This window comes from Cytobacillus sp. FSL W8-0315 (assembly GCF_038002905.1).
GTDB lineage: Bacteria > Bacillota > Bacilli > Bacillales > Cytobacillaceae > Cytobacillus > Cytobacillus pseudoceanisediminis.
Window position 1 is genome coordinate 259,239 of record NZ_JBBOOC010000002.1, and the last position, 17,616, is coordinate 276,854.

General features: G+C 36.3%; 15 protein-coding genes and 2 pseudogenes. 12 read left to right on the forward strand and 5 right to left on the reverse strand.

All coding sequences use genetic code 11. The features are described 5' to 3' along the window. Positions 1 to 89: 89 nt before the first annotated feature. The 5 genes from MKY20_RS25075 to MKY20_RS25095 all read left to right on the forward strand — a co-directional run bounded on the left by MKY20_RS25075 (position 90) and on the right by MKY20_RS25095 (position 4,829). Positions 90 to 2,063: a hypothetical protein gene (locus MKY20_RS25075; RefSeq protein ID WP_341003637.1), complete on the forward strand. Its 1,974-nt coding sequence runs from the start codon at positions 90 to 92 to the stop codon at positions 2,061 to 2,063. A 191-nt stretch (positions 2,064 to 2,254) separates the two neighbouring features. After that, a complete protein-coding gene (locus tag MKY20_RS25080; RefSeq protein WP_341003638.1) occupies positions 2,255 to 2,707 on the forward strand; it encodes a hypothetical protein in 453 nt (150 codons plus the stop codon). A gap of 156 nt (positions 2,708 to 2,863) precedes the next feature. Beyond that, entirely contained in the window at positions 2,864 to 3,484 is a 621-nt protein-coding gene (locus tag MKY20_RS25085; protein WP_341003639.1) for a hypothetical protein, read from the forward strand. Between the two features lie 160 nt (positions 3,485 to 3,644). Then, the gene (locus tag MKY20_RS25090; protein WP_341003641.1) at positions 3,645 to 4,034 is read left to right on the forward strand and encodes a hypothetical protein; all 390 of its coding nucleotides are present in this window, start codon (positions 3,645 to 3,647) and stop codon (positions 4,032 to 4,034) included. Positions 4,035 to 4,190: 156 nt separating this feature from the next. Further along, a complete protein-coding gene (locus tag MKY20_RS25095) occupies positions 4,191 to 4,829 on the forward strand; it encodes a CPBP family intramembrane glutamic endopeptidase (RefSeq protein ID WP_341003642.1) in 639 nt (212 codons plus the stop codon). A gap of 253 nt (positions 4,830 to 5,082) precedes the next feature. Here the strand turns inward: MKY20_RS25095 and MKY20_RS25100 are convergent, their stop codons facing one another. From MKY20_RS25100 to MKY20_RS25110, 3 genes are all read right to left on the reverse strand, one after another. Then, positions 5,083 to 6,312: an IS110 family transposase gene (locus MKY20_RS25100; protein ID WP_009333976.1), complete on the reverse strand. Its 1,230-nt coding sequence runs from the start codon at positions 6,310 to 6,312 to the stop codon at positions 5,083 to 5,085. A gap of 1,150 nt (positions 6,313 to 7,462) precedes the next feature. Further along, positions 7,463 to 7,831 (reverse strand): DUF4180 domain-containing protein, encoded by a 369-nt coding sequence (locus MKY20_RS25105; protein WP_252245018.1) that lies wholly within the window; start codon positions 7,829 to 7,831, stop codon positions 7,463 to 7,465. Positions 7,832 to 8,164: 333 nt separating this feature from the next. Next, positions 8,165 to 9,400 carry an IS110 family transposase gene (locus MKY20_RS25110; RefSeq protein WP_035333656.1) on the reverse strand — a complete coding sequence of 412 codons (1,236 nt, stop codon included), beginning with the start codon at positions 9,398 to 9,400 and terminating at the stop codon, positions 8,165 to 8,167. Positions 9,401 to 9,783: 383 nt separating this feature from the next. Here MKY20_RS25110 and MKY20_RS25115 point away from each other — a divergent pair. The 3 genes and pseudogenes from MKY20_RS25115 (at position 9,784) to MKY20_RS25125 (ending at position 11,465) form a co-directional block, all read left to right on the forward strand. Then, positions 9,784 to 10,242: pseudogene (locus MKY20_RS25115) on the forward strand (VOC family protein). A gap of 145 nt (positions 10,243 to 10,387) precedes the next feature. Further along, positions 10,388 to 10,759 (forward strand): NUDIX hydrolase, encoded by a 372-nt coding sequence (locus tag MKY20_RS25120; protein ID WP_341004145.1) that lies wholly within the window; start codon positions 10,388 to 10,390, stop codon positions 10,757 to 10,759. Positions 10,760 to 10,892: 133 nt separating this feature from the next. Beyond that, positions 10,893 to 11,465, forward strand: a complete 573-nt coding sequence (locus MKY20_RS25125; protein WP_341003643.1) for a GNAT family N-acetyltransferase — start codon at positions 10,893 to 10,895, stop codon at positions 11,463 to 11,465. 153 nt (positions 11,466 to 11,618) lie between these two features. Here MKY20_RS25125 and MKY20_RS25130 read toward each other — a convergent pair whose 3' ends face one another. Next, positions 11,619 to 12,857, reverse strand: a complete 1,239-nt coding sequence (locus MKY20_RS25130) for an IS110 family transposase (protein ID WP_034297819.1) — start codon at positions 12,855 to 12,857, stop codon at positions 11,619 to 11,621. 393 nt (positions 12,858 to 13,250) lie between these two features. Here MKY20_RS25130 and MKY20_RS25135 point away from each other — a divergent pair, with 393 nt between their 5' ends. Further along, positions 13,251 to 13,766, forward strand: coding sequence for a GNAT family N-acetyltransferase (locus MKY20_RS25135; protein ID WP_341003644.1), 516 nt, complete (start codon positions 13,251 to 13,253; stop codon positions 13,764 to 13,766). A 209-nt stretch (positions 13,767 to 13,975) separates the two neighbouring features. Here the strand turns inward: MKY20_RS25135 and MKY20_RS25140 are convergent, their stop codons facing one another. Further along, complete coding sequence (locus MKY20_RS25140) at positions 13,976 to 15,211, reverse strand: IS110 family transposase (protein ID WP_252222885.1); 1,236 nt, start codon at positions 15,209 to 15,211, stop codon at positions 13,976 to 13,978. A 324-nt stretch (positions 15,212 to 15,535) separates the two neighbouring features. On the opposite strand from MKY20_RS25140, the gene MKY20_RS25145 reads away from it, so the two are divergent. From MKY20_RS25145 to MKY20_RS25155, 3 genes and pseudogenes are all read left to right on the forward strand, one after another. Beyond that, positions 15,536 to 16,030, forward strand: a complete 495-nt coding sequence (locus tag MKY20_RS25145; protein ID WP_341003646.1) for a GNAT family N-acetyltransferase — start codon at positions 15,536 to 15,538, stop codon at positions 16,028 to 16,030. Between the two features lie 160 nt (positions 16,031 to 16,190). Continuing rightward, positions 16,191 to 16,368: pseudogene (locus MKY20_RS28760) on the forward strand (YunG family protein); the annotation flags it as partial. 427 nt (positions 16,369 to 16,795) lie between these two features. Next, on the forward strand, positions 16,796 to 17,509 hold the full coding sequence (locus tag MKY20_RS25155) for an endonuclease/exonuclease/phosphatase family protein (RefSeq protein WP_341003648.1): 714 nt from the start codon (positions 16,796 to 16,798) through the stop codon (positions 17,507 to 17,509). The last annotated feature ends 107 nt before the right edge of the window (positions 17,510 to 17,616 follow it).

The following is a 17,616-nucleotide window of genomic DNA, read 5'->3' on the forward strand; positions in this document are numbered from 1 at the left end:
ATTAAATATTTTATAGGGGGTGAAAATCCTCTGCTAAACTAGTATTAGCAGGGGGTTTCCCCCTTTTACTGTTTAGCAGAGGATTGTTTATGACAATTAATGTGTTAAAAAAACAATCTGATGATAACTTTATGGAATGGATACTTGATCCAGAATCTAAGCTAAAACAATTCCAAGACATAAAAACACTTATGAAAAATGAATATCTTAATGACCCTTATGATTGGGTGGTTGCATTCTCCTCCGGAAAAGATTCAACTTTAGTTTTAAAACTTCTTTGGGAAATGTTATCTGAATTGACTCAAGATCAACGGCACAAGAAGGTACATGTCGTTTCATCTGATACTGCTGTAGAAACAAACAAGTTAACATCCTTTCTTCATAAATCACTTGAAATGATAGCTGTTAATGGCGCGGAATTGGGTATCGAAGTCCATCTGGTGAAGCCTCGTCTCATCCAGAGGTATTTCAGGCACGTAATAGGCTTGGGAGTAATTCCACCCGCTCCTGGTAAAGGTTTTCAATGGTGTACTGATCGATTAAAAATAGCTCCTCTAAACTCCAAAATGACTGAGATTCTAAAGCAACAGCCAGTAATTATACCAGAACCCGAGTATAACCATAGATTAACACTACTCCTCGGTGTTCGTTTAGATGAGAGCATAAAAAGAGCTGCTAGTATCAAGAGACATACATCAAATGATTTCTTTGGAGAGCATGATTATATCCCAAATGCCAGAGTATTCCATGCTGTGAGAGATATTAGCACCGATGATACCTGGAATTTTCTCAGGTATATAAGTAAAGAACTACCATGGGGGATGCCTGTTGAAAATTTGGAAGCTATGTATGGGGGTTCCAATATCAAAGAGTGTCCTGTAATCCGCAGCAAAAAAGAATTGAACAAATCATGTGGAAATACACGCACGGGTTGCTGGGTCTGCCTATTAGGTGGCAGAAAAGATAAAATGTTACAGGAATTAATCGATGGTGGAGATGATTCCGTTACTTATTTGGCAGATTGGAAAGAATTTCTTTTCGATGTAACGTTCGATTGTAGATACAAGGATCCCATAAAAGGAATTAAGGAGATTGAAAAAAGAGTTCAAAAGCATTCAAATAAGGGATTTTTAGATAATCCTGCCCTGTGGCATGAAGACGAGTTTAATCGTTATATCGACGATTATAAAGCATATGAGCGAGCTACAAAAGGAAATGAAAAAGGAGAGTATGATCCTGGTAAATTCTCTTTTGAAATGCGCCGTATGTTGCTCGAAAAGTTATTTTATGCTCAGGAAATGGCCGGCTACAAACTGATATCTGATGAAGAAGTACTTTTGATTATTCAGGAGTGGTCCAATGAAGGTTATAATGTGGACCTGGAAGAACTTAAGCCGATAAACCACCATTATGATGGGGCAGTAGTGATAAAAAGAGACTGGACCATAAATGAAAAGGAAACGACCAATAAAAACCCTATATTCTTTGTAGAGGTCCCATTAAATATGTCCGCTAGTGAATTAGCGGTATATCACAAGCAACGTCAACGTTTAACAGGTAAAAGCATTTTTTGTTTTTACAGTCATGCTGATTATAGCCATGCTAAGATGGTTTATAATAAAGCGACTTTCTTGGTTTGTAAAAAGGACATTTTAACACTAGAGGAAGCTACATCATATGTTTATGAATGGCTTTATCTAGAAGGTCATATTACAATCGGTATGGATGGCAAGTCCTTTACAAAAATGACAAAAGAAGCTAAGAATGCTGCATTAAAGCATCTAATGATTGACACTCTTGGGGGAGCAATTAAGAGCCTGGATGAAAGGATAGGGTCTTTGAAAAATCAATCTGTAAACCTTAAGACTCTTTCGGATGAGGAAATAGCTAAATTATCAAGAAGATGGTCCTTGCTTCAAAAGTGGATAAGAATAGAAAAAGAAAATCACATTGAACAAAATGAGAAAATAAATAATAAATTAACTGTAAACAATAAAAAAGTAGAGTATGACTATAATAGTGTTTACCTTACAAAAGATGGTCAACTTGTATTTACATTTTAAAACGAGGACTTTGTCTTCGTTTTTTTTGAGGGAAAACCTTTTGCTGTGCACAGATAATAATGTCGCTTAATTTATAATATAGTCATTCAAAAAGTAATAAGTTGTTTAATAATCCTTATTCCACAAACGGGGCAGGTTTGTTTAAAAAGGATATAGAATAAATAATAAAGTGATTATGGGGGAGGGATGTTTTGGGTAAGAATTTGGTTTTTCACATACCTACTTATACAAAAGTCAATTCTACATTTCCAAAACCAAGGAATGATAATTACGATTATTGGGTGCCATTAATTAATTACTATTTACCAAAGTCAGACACGATTGAAATTCATTGTTGGAATGAAGAAATTGAGATTATTAGAGAAATTAAATGTCTTAACATAAATATGCTTGAAATGCAGGATGAAAAAATAACAATATTCAAGGCGAAGAAAATCTGTACCCTTTCAGAGTATTTATTCAATAAAAATTTGGATCAAAACGACAACTTCAAGTGGTTTACAGTTAATTTAATATACGATGGAGTGACTGTGTTTCATTTAGGTCATTGGGGAACAGAATTCTTTGTACCAAATGCAAAGGAAAGGGACATTTTACTTATCAAAAATGTAATTCCTCCGGAATCAAATTTGCACAAATACTAAAATAGTTAGCTGCCAAATGGCGGCTTTTTTGTTCAACAAACGGGGCGATTAGCAAAAAAAGACTAATACCCCTTCTAGTTTCTGGGATATTTCAAAACTTTTAATTTTTATATTCGTAGTTTATTATGCCTTTCTATCTGAGATTGGAGGTTTCAAATGAGAAGAAGCTATAAAATATATGCATATGTAGTTTTATTAATCATTGCAGTTTTAGCTGTCTTTGATAGTTTAAATAGTTCAAATGCTGCGGAAGATGTCCGAACGGAAAAGGATGCGTTAGTTCAGAAAGTTACAAGACTAGAAAAAGAAAATGAAAATAAGTCTAATTTGTTCAATGAGGTAAGAGAGGAAAAGAAGTCCTTAGAAGAAAACCTTTCTCAATTGGAAGAAGAAGTACAAACTTTAAGATCTGCTATTGAATATAAAGAGTTTATTGCCGCTTTAAGTACGATTGAATCCTACAAGGCTTCACAATCATTTCAGGAAGCAACTAAATTAATGGCCTTTAAGGATGGGCAAGGTTACTTTACAACAGACAAAGCAGGGAACTGCCCTTGTGGTTTTGGCTTTAATGGCAAAGGGTTTGAATGGATACCAAATGCTGTTCTGGATCTTAAGGAATTCAGAATTGAAAAGGATAAAGTGTACCTTACCTACAATACGGTTGAAGATATCAAAACCAATTATCAATTTGTAATGACTAAGGCGATAGGAAAGTATGATAGTGTGAAAAAGTGGAGGATAGAAGATATTAAATTGGAAGTAAAAAGTAAGTAAAGGGCCTGTTTCTTATGCTCAAGATCAGCTGCCAAACCAGGCGGACTTTTAAAAAAAACAAAGGGGCAGTTTAGTTGAAGAAGCAAATCCCAAAGGTAAGTTTAAATGCTTAGGAACTTATTATCAGTGATAAGCGTCTTGTTAGAAAGGAGGTAATGAGTTGAAAAAGGGTGGAATGATCTTAGGTTTATTTATAGCCGTTATTGCAGTATTCGTATTTGTAAATAAATTGCATTACCCTTCTCTTCCGATAGCTGATACGTCTGCAAAAGAAGCGATTGATATACTGAAAGAATCGGAAAGTAAACTAGCAGAAATTGCAGTAGAAGGCGATTCTATTTGGTATATCACAAGTAGTGAGAACCAAGGTATTTCGATTGCTGATGAAAATATAAAACAAATGATTAGTTCAAATGGATGGGAATTTAAAGAAAGAGATGGTGCTGGTCTGTTCTTTGAAAAAGACGGAAGGATATTAATTGCCACCACTCAAATGTGGACTGGAAATTATGTTCTCGTTAAAATCCCAGGTAATTTCAAAAAATCTTAAGAGGCTTTTTATTAAACTATCGAATGCGTTGATCTAGGGGAGGATTAACGCCTTTCTTGTTGAATTCGATTTAAAGGGGCAGGTTAGCGAAATAAAGGAAAAAGTTTTCACTTAGAGAATATATATTTTATATGATTTGAGGAAAGGATTTTTCCCTTGAAAATACAATTAAATAAACCTAAACCGGCTAAACCCTCCCTTAATATTTCAGGAAAAATTGCACTATTTTTATTAATTGTCTTTATTGGATATTTTCTTCGTGGCATTAAAATACCAGAGCAGTTTATATTCATTACCGATACGTTGCCAGAGGGCCCTTTTAGTTTTCAACTGCAAAATAGAGTTATATTAATGCTATTTTTAATCACAGTATTTTTTATAGCGGGCAAAAAATACAAAGATCTTTTTAGTGTATCGCCTCTTAAAAAGAAAGGTACCTACATTTGGATAATTGGGGTAATGTCATTGGTTATTTTACTGATGCACCAGCCACTATCCTTTCATTTGCTGCCTTTACAATTTGGCGAATATATCCAATTTTTTATGATTGTTTGCATCATTGTACCTATTGAAGAAGAACTCTTTTATAGGGGTTTGCTCCTTTTAATCCCATACAGAAAATTACAATATGTAATGTTAATCATATCCTCCCTTCTGTTTGCTTTGATCCATTCTGCGGGTTTTAGTACGTTACTTTTAGGTCTCGCTCTTGGGGTTCTTGCCCTTCGGTTTAGAAATTTATGGGTTCCAATCCTGGCACACTCTCTTTGGAATGTGTTCTCAATGTTTTTCTAATCCATTGCATAATAATCGTAAGTTTGTGAAGAATTGTAATTAAACTATAGGGTCCAAGAGTTTAAAAAGAGATCGCTGCTGCGGTCTTTTTGCTTGTTCAGCTAAAGACCTGCGGTAATATGTCAACTCCAAAAGTTTAAAGATGTTTAGTTTTCAATTTACTTGTGACTAAAAAAGACCGTAAGGAACTACACCAGTAAATAAATGTAATTTACTGGAAATCAGGAAGGCTTGCGCTGACAAAGTATATTTGTCAGATCTTCACGCACCTTTCTTGCGCAAAGACTTGGCGTTTGCGAAGCAGCGCATCCACCAATCGCACGAGTTTTCTTGCTGTTAGGACGAGGGCACGTTTGTGTTGATGTTTTGGAACTTCAAGACATTTCTTTTGGTAAAACTCGCGATATTCGGGAATCTGTCTCCTAACCGAGTTGGCGGCTTCAACGAGGTAGTAGCGCAGATATTCGTTTCCTTGTCGCGAAAGAGAAGTGTCTTCAGCTGTAAAGCGGCCAGACTGGTGTTTCCGCCAGTATAGACCTGCATATTTGGCAATCTTGCTTTCATCTTCAAAACGTTCAATCTGGCCGATTTCGGCAATAATGCCTGCGGCATATACAGGTCCGATGCCCGGTATAGTCTCCAAGGTCTGGGAAAGGCCTGTCATTAGACGGGTAATGGCTTTGTCGATTTCCTTGATCTGTTTCTGAAAGGAACGGATCAGCTCAATGGAAGTACCTAAAAGGAGATCCATTGAGTCTTCTACCACTTTATCTAAGCGGTAGGAAGAGCGGACTGCCCGTTGGATGGAAGTAGCTACTTTATCGGGATCAGAGAAACGATTCTTCCCGTGTTCCTGAAGGAACGCAGCCAATTCATCTAAAGGCATCTGGGCCAGTTCTTCCAGGCTGTATCTTTCGAGGAAGAGGTCCATCATCGCATTTCCGAAGGCGGAAGAGTCCACCTCATGGGAAAAGTTGCTGCACTTGAAATTCAGATGTTGGAGAAAGTGCTGTTTCTCCTTTGTCATCATCTTAACCAAGTGATAACGTGAACGGGTCAACTGTTGGAGTGCGACATACTGGCTCTCCTTGACAATGGACATCTGGTTACGGCCGAATCGGACATAATCGGCAATCACGAATGCATCAATTTCATCCGTCTTATTCATATCCGAATAGCTTTTCTTGAAGTTGGCAATCTGTTTCGGATTAATGACGAACACTTGAGTGTCAAAGACCTTAAGGTCTTCATCATAATGAAGGAACATAGAAGGATGGAAGCTATAGACCGAAGTGGACTCCAAACCGATCTTAACGCTTTCAACTTTACGTCCTTTCGCAAGGCCGAGGATTCGTTCCTTCAAAACTGTGGCTCCTGGAAGGTCATTTGATACCGTGAAGGTATCCACTTTTGATCCTTCCTGATCAAGGATACAGCCTTTCATGTCAAACGAACTTACGTCTAAACCAACAAATAATCGCATGGGGGTTACCCTCCTTTCATTGTGGAATCATTGGGTATTTCCTTGGACGCCTCGAGATATCTCTAGTATGGACGCCGATCATCAACCTCGTGTATCAGAACTGCATCTGCATCGAAAGCCGCCTCAGGGCTGCTTGTCACCTGAGTTCGAGAGGCAGTGCGCTCAGCCTGCGAGTATGAAGTGCCGCACGTACACTGAGAAACAGTCTTTAGATGTAGTCAAGCTACAGGGGCAGGAAGAATTGTCCCAAATGATCCTAAGACCATTATCTAGAAATATCTCGAGACGTCCAAACAGACCACCTTATATTGATAGAAAAGATGAAAAAGAGAATGGTATTTAAGGAGTTAAACATAATATACGAGGGGCAGATTTGTTGAATAAAAAAAATAAACTGTTATGGCGTATAGACATAAACTACGAAGTAAAAAAGACGAGTTTCCCCGTCTAATTCTTTAGTTTATCAAGCTTGTCCGAGATAGATTTAAGAATAATATTCTTCTCCTGTTGTATCTTTAGAATTTTAATTAGGAACCAAACAATAAACAAAATAGGGGCTATGGATAATAAAAGTGGAAGGATTGTCACAAGAGTAGCAGTCATTAAGTATAATTCTCCTAATGTTTTTGGATAATTATACCACATGGGGTAGTAGGGCTGTTCAAATAAATATAAATAAATACTTAATGGTGCGGGGCTTTTGGAAAATAAAATAAGCAATCAGTTTCATTTACCTTTTTTCTCAGCTCTAAAAGTCAAAATAACAGCTAAGAACCATAAAGCTGCCAAAATACTTGGAACTCCAAGTGATACGAAATATATATTTGTTAAAGTGTATTGATCAATCCAATTGAGCATGGTATCACCTCTGAAGATACGAGTAAGGGCGGAAACTTTTTCAATGTGGAAAACATGAAAGGGTGCCCCTACTCTGATGTACAGCTTGCCCATTATTTTTGGAAATATGCGTATGGGCTGCGAGCAAGGTCCGGAATCTTAAGTGGGTTGATCTATGCTAGTTGGCCTTGCTCGGTATAAATAAAGTTTCCATTTAATTACAGATATATACATTTGACCTAAAGTGCGCAGCAAAAAGAAAAAACGGGCCAAAAACAGCCCGGTCATTTTTCGGAAATGATTCTACTAGTGTTTATATTGCTTTAGATAATTTAAGAATTGCTTCTTGTTCGGATGAAACGAAAAATATATCGTTTCCTTTATTACACTCATAAATGAAATCTTTCAGTGGTTTACTGGTATAAGACGAAAAGTCCCCTACAATTGCAAACTTAATATCGTAGTTAATGAACTTTTGAAGGATTTTCCCTGCTAGTCTTGTACTAAGTTTGAAAAAATCTTCTGAAATTGCTTCTTTGTTTAGTATAATTTGATTGCTTTCTGTTTCACTGCTAATTGACATAATAATATCCAAAGCACTTTGTTCATCTGTTAGTAAAATTGAATCTGCATGAGCAATTGCTATGATATGTCCGTTAACTTCTGTCTTTTTTATATTCATTTTAAGCACTCCATTCAAAAAACTATTAACATTTTTATTATAAACAAATATAGTCAATCGTGAAAATGAGATAGAAATAGTATGTGGTATGTCGCAGTTCGATAAAAATATGCATTACCGGAGAAGGCATCTATTCAACTTAAGGGTACAAGAGTTATAGATCCTTCTGCCATTTTGGTGGCTTTTTCTTATTCGACTAAACCAGCTAATAGTTTGTCAATATTTTTCAATAAAAACTTAAAATATCTCATGCTATACTAAAAATGCGCATGCCAAATAACCTTCCATTATTCTGTTGTTGGAAGGTTTTGTGATATTTAGTTTAATTTGGTTTTAAGCTATATCTTGGAAAGTTGTTTTGCTTTTTAAAAGGGCAAATATCCAGTGTAAGAGCTTATTTACACAAGCAATTACAGCTACCTTAAAAGGTTTTCCTTCTTCACGTTTTTTATCATAGAACTCTCGTAATTTCTTATTTCGAGGAATAATTTCATCGCTTGTTTTACTCTTGCGACAGTCACGAATCGCACAACGAACAGCCATATATAAGGCGTGACGAAGCCTACTGGATCCTCTTTTCGTGATTCGGTTTCTGGTGGCTGTAAACTTTCCAGATTCGAATACACTAGGATCAACTCCAGCGAAAGCTACGAGCTTTTTAGGATCATTAAATCGATCTATCTCCCCAATTTCTGAAATGATCGTTGCAGCGATCTTTTCACCGATACCAGGGATAGATTTGATAATATTATATTCTTCAACTTCTTTAGCGAGGGCATCTATCTCTGACTCTAACTTGGATAGGTGCTCTTTGTATTGAAGAATAATGTTTATATACATACCAAGACTCAAAATATGACTCTGATACAAAGTCTTTTCAAACGGATTTCTGTCTGCGGCAGCTTTGAGTTGAATAGCTTTTTCATTAGCCCATCTGTATGAACGGCTTTTACATAATTGAGCGATTTTGTCAGCTATGGTCTCAACGCTTGCCTCTAATATATCTTCAGATGAGGGAAACTCTGAAAGAGTTAACAGTGATACTACCGAATATAAGTCACCAAAAACCCCTCTATATTCAGGAAAGACCTGGTCCAGAATGGCTTGAAATTGTAGCTTTGTTTGGATTAATACCCCCGTTATATTCTCGTGCTGTCTGGTAAGATTTCGAAGGTTTAAAAGTTGAACTCCACGCTTTTTATATGGCTCAAGATCCTCTTTATAAAACAGCTCGCAGAGATGGTAAGCATCGAGCGCATCTGTCTTTACTTTCCGAAGACTTGAACTTTTCGCCTTATAAGAAATCAGTGGATTAATGATGATCAATAAATATCCACGGTCCTCCAAGTATTGAACAACAGAGGAATGATAATGTCCTGTTGCTTCTAGGACGATAGGTGGTTTCTTACCTGTTTCTCTCTTTACGACCTCCAGAAACTCTACAAGTAAATCAAGACCTTCAATAGTATGAGAAACTTTAAAGCTCTTACGATATGGTTTGCCTTTATCCAAAAATGCCTGAACCTGACTTTCCCCTTTTGAAACATCCAGACCAATGACTGGATTCATTTAAAAATCCTCCTCCTAAACTAGTAATTTGCCAGTACCCCTAATTCCTCCATGCAGTGTCACAGCTTCGCTTGTTATACGAGATCTATGTCCCAACCAGCCTCAATCATGTTTCTACAAGTAGGGGGTGAACCGTTTAGTTGACGGGGTCGATGGCCCCACGGGCAGTTACGTTCTACCCTGGCTACTGATATAATAAGACCAAATAAAAAATGGTCAACCAGAAATATCTGGTGACCTTATAATACGAACGGGGCAGTTTTATTGAACAGCGAAAATGGGCTTCAAATATTTCAACAGCAAAAGTTGTAGGGGATTTCAGTCTATACCTGGAGGTAATAAATTGGTAGGAATGTAAAATTTAATGTAAGGAGGTTATATAAATGATTAAAGGGATTTATGAAGCTCATTTACCTGTCAAAGATTTAGATAGATCTATTGAATTTTATCGTGAGTTAGAGTTAAAGCTAGCTTGGCGTAGTTCGAAAACCGCATTTTTCTGGATAGTTGAAGGGGAAAGTTGGCTAGGGTTATGGGAAGGGAAAGAGTATAAAACCCCGTCCCACCCATCATTAAGGCATTTAGCCTTTACTATCTCTTATGAGGATATGAAAAGTTCCTTACAATGGTTAAAAAGTAAAGGGATTTCAGCTGTTCCATTTGGAAGTAGAACATCTGTAGAACCTTTTGTTAGACCTTAACAGGGAAATGCTTCTGTGTATTTTGAAGACCCTGATGGAAATAGTTTAGAATTGATGTGTTACGTTGAAGTACCTGAACATTTAAGAGAGAATGAAAAGGTATCTATAGAAGAATGGGAAGAACTCCACATAAAGAAATAGCAGAAATTCTTTCTTGTATCTTCTATTAAAGGTGATTATGATAGCTGCCATCCCAGGTGGCTTTTTTTATTGAATTAAAGGGGCAGCGCTGTTGAAGAAGGTGAAAGAAAAAAAGTAGCGAATTAATTAAGTATCAGCAGCAACTATCGTACTTAATGAGCAAAAAGAGGTTTTATTAATTAAAGGTCCTCGCAGAGGATGGGAAATGCCTGGGGGACAGGTTGAAGAAGGAGAATCATTAAAGGACGCTGCAATCAGGGAAACAAAAGAAGAAACTGGTATAGATATTGAAGTTTTAAAATTTTGTGGAGTATATCAAAATGTAAGTGATTCTATATGTAACACATTGTTTTTGGGAAAACCAATCGGAGGAGAACTGAGAACATCTCCAGAGAGCTTAGAGGTAGGTTTCTTTCCAGTTAAAAAAGCCTTGGAAATGGTCACTTGGAAAAATTTTTGGCAAAGAATTGAGTTTTGTTTAAACGAAAAACTTCATCCTTTTTATATCGAATTTTGATTTAAGATACATTGAGCAAAACGGGTGCTATGTTCAAGATCAGCTGCCAAACCAGGCGGCTTTTTGTTTAATTAAAGTGGTAGGTTTGTTTAAGAAGAAACCTATAATCTTAAAAGGAAATTGGGGAAATAAAATGAATCCTTTATTATTAGATATACCATTACAATTCGAAACTGAAAGACTAATACTACGAGCACCAAGACAATCAGTAGACAGTAATATTGTTAATAAAGCTATAAGAGATTCCTTAAATGAATTAAAGCTTTGGTTGCCATTTGCCCAGACCCTTCCAACAGTTGAAGAAACAGAAGTAAACCTGAGAAAGGCGTATATTAACTTTCTTAACCGAGAAAGTTTTCGATTCCTTATTTTTCATAAAAATTCTAATGAATTTATAGGAGTTTCAAGTTTTGAAGAAGTAAACTGGAACATTCCAAAATGTCATATTGGTTATTGGATTAATACTGAATATAGTGGCAATGGATATATGTTAGAAGCAATAAAAGGTTTAACTGAGTTAGGTTTGAATGTCATTAAATTTAAAAGGATAGAAATTCGGTGTGAATCCACAAATTTAAAAAGCCGTTCAATCCCTGAAAAGTTGGGATTCGAGTTAGAAGGGACTTTAAAAAATGAGGATTTATCAGCAGATGGTTGTAGGCTTACGGATACCTGTATCTATGCCAAGTGGACAGATACATTGTGAAGAATTGTACTTAAACAAAACCAGCTAATAGTTTGTCAACATTTTTCAATAAAAAGAATAATAACGTCATGATATACTAAAAATGTTCATGCCAAATAACCTTCCTCTATGTTTAATTTGGAAGGTTTTGTTGTATTTAGTTAGATATAGTTTTTAAACTGTATCTTGGAAAATAGTTCTGCTTTTTAATAAGGCAAAAATCCAATGTAAGAGCTTATTAACACATGCAATAACTGCTACTTTGAAGGGTTTTCCTTCTTCACGTTTTTTATCGTAAAACTCTCTTAATCTTTTATTGCGTGCGATGATTTTATCAGTCGTTTTCTTTTTACGAGCATCACGAATACCACTTTGAACTGCCATATACAAGGCATGTCGAAGTCTACTAGAACCTCGTTTGGTAATTCGATTTACAGATGCAGTAAACTTACCAGAAGAGAAAACACTAGGATCTACTCCAGCGAATGCAACGAGCTTTTTGGCATCATTGAACCGATCTATCTCACCAATCTCGGAAATAATCGTGGCGGCGATTTTCTCTCCAATTCCAGGGATAGACTGCAGTATATGATATTCTTCAATTTCTTTAGCGAGGGCATCTATTTCACCTGCAATCTTAGATAGATGCTCTTGGTATTGAAGAACGATCTTGACTAATAACTCTAGATTAAAAATATTACTCTGGTAGAGGTTGCTTTGAAACGGATTACGAAGGGCTGCTTCCCTTAATTTTTTGGCCTTTTCGTTTGCCCATGCATCTGAACGACTCATACATAGCGAAGCTATTTTCTCTGTTATTTCTCTTTCACTCACACTTAACACTACTTCTGAAGTAGGAAATTCTAATAATGTAAGCAATGAGACTTTGGAATATAAACTTCCAAAAACTCCTCTATATTCAGGAAATACCTGATCCAAAAGGGTATGCAGCTGTATTTTAGTCTGTGCTGATACTTCGGCAATACTTTCTTGTTGTCTTGTTAGATTACGAAGATTTAATAGTTGAATTCCTCTTTTTTTATAAGGCTCTAATTCTTCTTTATAAAACAGTTCGCAAAGGTGAAAAGAATCAATTGTATCTGTTTTTACCTTCCTTAAACTCGAACTTTTGGCTCGATGGGAGATAAGAGGATTGACAACAATATAAACAAAACATTGCTCCTCAAGAAATTGAATTACAGGAAAATGGTAATGTCCTGTTGATTCTAAAACCACCGTTGGCTGATGACCACCAGCTGAACTCTCTACTTCATGAAGGAACTCTAATAAACTACCTAAACCATCAGTATTGTGTTTGATACTAAAGCTCTTACGATACGGTTTGCCTTTGTCTAAAAATGCTTGAACCTGACTTTCACCTTTTGAAACATCCAGACCAATGACTGGATTCATAATCATATCTCCTCCTTTGTAAAACAACAATTGTCGGTATCCCCTAAGGCTTCTTGTAATGTCATAGGTTCGCTTGTTAAACGGGATCGTTGTCCCAACCAGCCTGAAACATGTTTATACAAGTAGGGGGTGAACAGTTTAGTTGACGGGATTTAACCCACGGGTGCGACGTTCTACCCCGACTACCGTAATATTAAGACCATAAATAAAAAGGTCAACCAGAAATATCTGGCTAACCTTATATTACGAACGGGTGCAAGAGTTGAAGATCAGTATGGATCGGCAGCTCTTTTTTTCTTATTCGACTAACGAGTCAGTTTAGTTTAATAAGAAGAAGGATTATATGTTATTAAATGGAATATACACTTTATACTTTTATGAGAGGTGTATTTAATGAACATAAGAAAAGCTGTTTTAAATGATGCGAAGGGTATTGCCAAAGTACACGTTGATAGTTGGAGAACAACATATAAAAATATTATTTCAGATGAATTCTTAAATAAATTATCATATCAAAAACGAGAAGAGTTATGGATTAATAATATTCCAAAAGGAAATGTTTTTGTCGCAGAAAACGATAATGGGGAGATTGTTGGTTTTTCATCTGGTGGTATAGAAAGAAGTGGGAAGTATAAAGAATATCAAGGGGAACTAAGTTCAATCTATATTTTAAAAGAGTTCCAAGGGCAAGGAATAGGTAAGGCTCTTACAAATCCAGTAATTAAGGAATTAGAGAAATTAGGGATAAATTCAATGCTTGTTTTTGTTTTAGAAGAAAATGACTCAAGGTTATTTTATGAGACGATAGGCGGTAAGATAATCGATAAAATTGAAGTAGAGATTGCTGGAAAGAAACTCAAAGAACTTGTTTATGGCTGGGATAACATTAGGACTTTAAATGGTCAGTAAAAATTTCTTATTGAACTAGCGGGTGCAATCCTTAAAGATTAGCTGCAAATACAGCCGATCTTTTTATTTAACTAAACCAGCTAATAGTTTGTCAACATTTTTCATTTAAATGGTTTTTTATTGTGTGGTATCCTAAAAGTAAGCATGCTAAATAACCTTCCGTCAGAGCTCTTTTGGAAGGTTTTGAGCTATTTAGGTAGCTTTTCATTTTAAGCTATATCTTGGAAAATTGAATTGCTTTTTAAGAGTGCAAAAATCCAGTGTAACAGCTTATTGGCACAAGCAATGATGGCAACCTTGTATGGTTTGCCTTCACCACGTTTCTTATCGTAAAACTCCCGCAACTTCTTATTGCGTGGGATGATTTCCGGTGTTGTCTTCTTTTTGCGGGAATCACGAATCGCACAACGGACAGCCATATATAACGCGTGCCTAAGCCTGCTTGATCCTCTTTTTGTAATCCGGTTGACTGTTCCTTTAAATCTACCGGACTCAAAGATGCTGGGATCTAACCCGGCAAATGCCACAAGCTTTTTTGGATTGTTAAACCGTTCAATCTCTCCGATTTCAGAAATGATCGTTGCCGCGATCTTTTCTCCGATACCCGGGATGGATTGGATGATTTGATATTCCTCCATTTCTCTTGCCAAGGCATCTATCTCTGCTTCCAACTTCGATAGGTGCTTTTGGTATTCCAGAAGCATCTTTATATTCAGTTCAAGACTTGTGATATGACTTCGATATAGGATTTCCTTAAAAGGATTTCTGGAGGCTGCCTCGATGAGCTTCTTTGCTTGAGTGAATGCCCACTTACTTGAACGGCTTTTACAAAGCTCATCAATCCGGTTGGCCAGGGTGTCTTCTTCAACTCCCAATACTTCTTTGGATGTAGGGAATTCCATTAAGGTTAATAGTGAGACAACCGAATATAAGTCTCCAAATACATCTTCGTATTCAGGGAATACCTGATCAAGCACTGCCTGAAATTGGAGCTTTGTCTGTACATACATACCCGTCATATTTTCGTGTTGCCTCGTAAGATTGCGAAGGTTTAGAAGTTGAATCCCACGTTTTTTATAAGGCTCCAGTTCCTCTTTGTAGTAGAGCTCACACAAATGCCTGGCATCGATGATATCTGTTTTTACCTTCCGCAAGGAAGAACTTTTTGCTCGATAAGAGACAAGTGGGTTAACAATAATAAGCAAGTAGCCTCTTTCTTCAAAATATTGGACGACAGGTGTATGATAATGGCCTGTAGACTCTAAAACAATCGGTGGTTTAATCCCAGTATGATCTTCTATTTCACTAAGAAACTCACTTAATGTTCCCAGACCTTCTAGAGTATGAGGTACTTTAAAGCTTGTTTTATAAGGTTTTTTCTTATCCAAGAAAGCCTGTACCTGGCTTTCGCCTTTGGCCACATCTAGTCCAACAACAGGGTTCATTATTTTATCTCCTCCAAAAAATTATAAATTTGCCGGCAGCCCCTAGACCTTCTTGCAGTTTCATAGCTTCGCTTGTTATACGAGATCACTGTCCCAACCAGCCAAATCATGTTTAAGCAAGTAGGGGGTGAACAGTTTAGCTGACGGGATCATCCTCCCACGGGCAGGTGCGTTCTACCCCGGCTACCGTAATCATAAAACCATATAAAAAATGGTCAACCAGAAAAATCTGGCTGACCTTATAATACGATAGGGGCAGGTTAGTTGAAAGGCATTTTCCTATTACGGTTTACACTATTAAATAAAGGGAGGTTACTTCAAATAATGATAAATTTTTCAGGAACTCCAAAAATAGAAACTGACCGCTTAGTCCTTAGAAGGATGAAACGGTCTGATTCTCAAAAGGCTTTCGAACATTGGCTTTCGGATGAACGGGTGTCTGACAATCGGATCAATGCCGCACACAAGACCGTTTCAGAAACAATTGAGAGGGATGCAAAGATAGTAAGATATTATGCCAATATAGAATTTTGTTGGTGGGCTATTGAGCGAAAAGCTGATGGTACATTGATAGGTGAGATTGATTTGTATGAATTCGATTACTCCACTTGCAACTGTGAAGTAAGTTATTCGATTGGATATGAATGGTGGAACCAGGGCTTTGGGACCGAAGCATTAAGGGCGGTTGTGGAATTCGGTTTCCGATATATGAACATTCACAAAATCACTGCAGCACATAACACTGACAATCCGGCTTCTGGAAAAGTGATGGGTAAAGTTGGAATGGAGCAAGAGGGAACGATCAGACGTGATGGGTAAAGTTGGAATGGAGCAAGAGGGAACGATCAGACATATGATTCGCAATGCCAAGGGTCAATACAAAGATTGTGCAATATATGGACTTCTACAAGAAGATTATGAAAAAAAACACATCAGTAATCAAACTAGTATCCTTAAATTGAATGACAAAGTGTTGCGTATAAATTTAGATGTATCAATTACCCAGTTATTAAATGCTTTGAGTAACGCTTGGTCATTAAAGTCAAGTTCAAAAATGGAGTATGGATAATCCAGCAAAAGGGCAATGTGGGGTAACATCGTTAGTGGTAAATGATATCTTAGGTGGAGAAATACGAAAAACTCCTTTAAGTGACGGATGCCAGGAGATAGTTCAAACTATACGATGGGTGATAATAAAGACACTGGTGGATTTCAATAAATATTTCTTGATACTAATTAGGGCGATTCTTAATCCACGGAGGTCGCTTTTTTATTATCTCCAATAGATTGTGAAATATTGCACTTAAACAAACGGAGTTGTACAAGAATGAAACAACTTTAATATCCTTTTAAACAACAATATTCTATTAAATCACTTCAATTTTAACAACTATTAGAGCCTTATTACATATCAAATGTAGTGAGGCTCTTGTATATTATTAGAGCGAAACTAAATAACTTTATTATCGTTCTACAGTTGCTCTTGGGTACTTAAAGGAAATTAAGTGTTCTTATCGAAAGTAAGTAACCAGGATTCCCAAAATATACGTACTTAAATACTATTAATTATATAGGAGTATCAAAATGAAACTAATTGTTTGGAATGCTGCAATGCGTTTTAGAGATAAATTGGAACACTTAAAATCATATCAAGCAGATATTTTAATTATTCCAGAATCCGAATCTCCGGAAAAATGGGGACAAACTAAACTTCAGGACGTTAATCAATTCCTTTGGTTTGGTGAGAAAGTTAATAAGGGGATTGGTATATTTACATTAAATGAACATTATAAAATTGAACTTCACCCTTTATATAACAAGGATTTTCGCTATATTATTCCGTTGTTGGTAACTGGAAAACGGAATTTTATTCTCTTTTCGGTATGGTCACAAAATACAAAAGCAAAATTTGAAAGTTACATTGGTCAAATATATTTAGCCCTAAAATATTATGACAGTTTGTTGAAGGAACCCTGCGTTATTGCTGGGGATTGGAATAGCAATAAGAACTTTGATCATATCAAGAGGGTTGGTACTCATACGGATGTGGTCAATCTATTAAAAAACAAGGGTATAATTAGCACATACCATCATTTTTATAACGAAGAGCATGGTGATGAGTCACAGCCTACCCACTATTTTCGAAAAGAATATGTAAGACCATTTCATATCGACTATATTTTTACTTCTATAGATATACTATCATCGCTAAATAAAATGGAAGTAGGGAAACATGAAAATTGGATTAAATTAAGTGATCATATGCCTTTATATACGGATTTCAACGGTATCCAATAGCCAATAGAATCATTTAAATATTGCCTATAAATCCAAATAATAGTAAAATGAATTTGTAACATTTTATTATTTTATTATTTTTAGCAACCAATCTTTGGTTAGCGGGC

What these genes read in the sequence shown, in the direction of transcription:
- MKY20_RS25075 (WP_341003637.1), top strand. Translation starts at nt 90, where the DNA reads ATGACAATTAATGTGTTAAAAAAACAATCTGATGATAACTTTATGGAA.
- MKY20_RS25085 (WP_341003639.1), top strand. Translation starts at nt 2,864, where the DNA reads ATGAGAAGAAGCTATAAAATATATGCATATGTAGTTTTATTAATCATT.
- MKY20_RS25100 (WP_009333976.1), bottom strand. Translation starts at nt 6,312, where the DNA reads ATGCGATTATTTGTTGGTTTAGACGTAAGTTCGTTTGACATGAAAGGC.
- MKY20_RS25105 (WP_252245018.1), bottom strand. Translation starts at nt 7,831, where the DNA reads ATGAATATAAAAAAGACAGAAGTTAACGGACATATCATAGCAATTGCT.
- MKY20_RS25110 (WP_035333656.1), bottom strand. Translation starts at nt 9,400, where the DNA reads ATGAATCCAGTCATTGGTCTGGATGTTTCAAAAGGGGAAAGTCAGGTT.
- MKY20_RS25125 (WP_341003643.1), top strand. Translation starts at nt 10,893, where the DNA reads ATGAATCCTTTATTATTAGATATACCATTACAATTCGAAACTGAAAGA.
- MKY20_RS25130 (WP_034297819.1), bottom strand. Translation starts at nt 12,857, where the DNA reads ATGAATCCAGTCATTGGTCTGGATGTTTCAAAAGGTGAAAGTCAGGTT.
- MKY20_RS25135 (WP_341003644.1), top strand. Translation starts at nt 13,251, where the DNA reads ATGAACATAAGAAAAGCTGTTTTAAATGATGCGAAGGGTATTGCCAAA.
- MKY20_RS25140 (WP_252222885.1), bottom strand. Translation starts at nt 15,211, where the DNA reads ATGAACCCTGTTGTTGGACTAGATGTGGCCAAAGGCGAAAGCCAGGTA.
- MKY20_RS25145 (WP_341003646.1), top strand. Translation starts at nt 15,536, where the DNA reads ATGATAAATTTTTCAGGAACTCCAAAAATAGAAACTGACCGCTTAGTC.
- MKY20_RS25155 (WP_341003648.1), top strand. Translation starts at nt 16,796, where the DNA reads ATGAAACTAATTGTTTGGAATGCTGCAATGCGTTTTAGAGATAAATTG.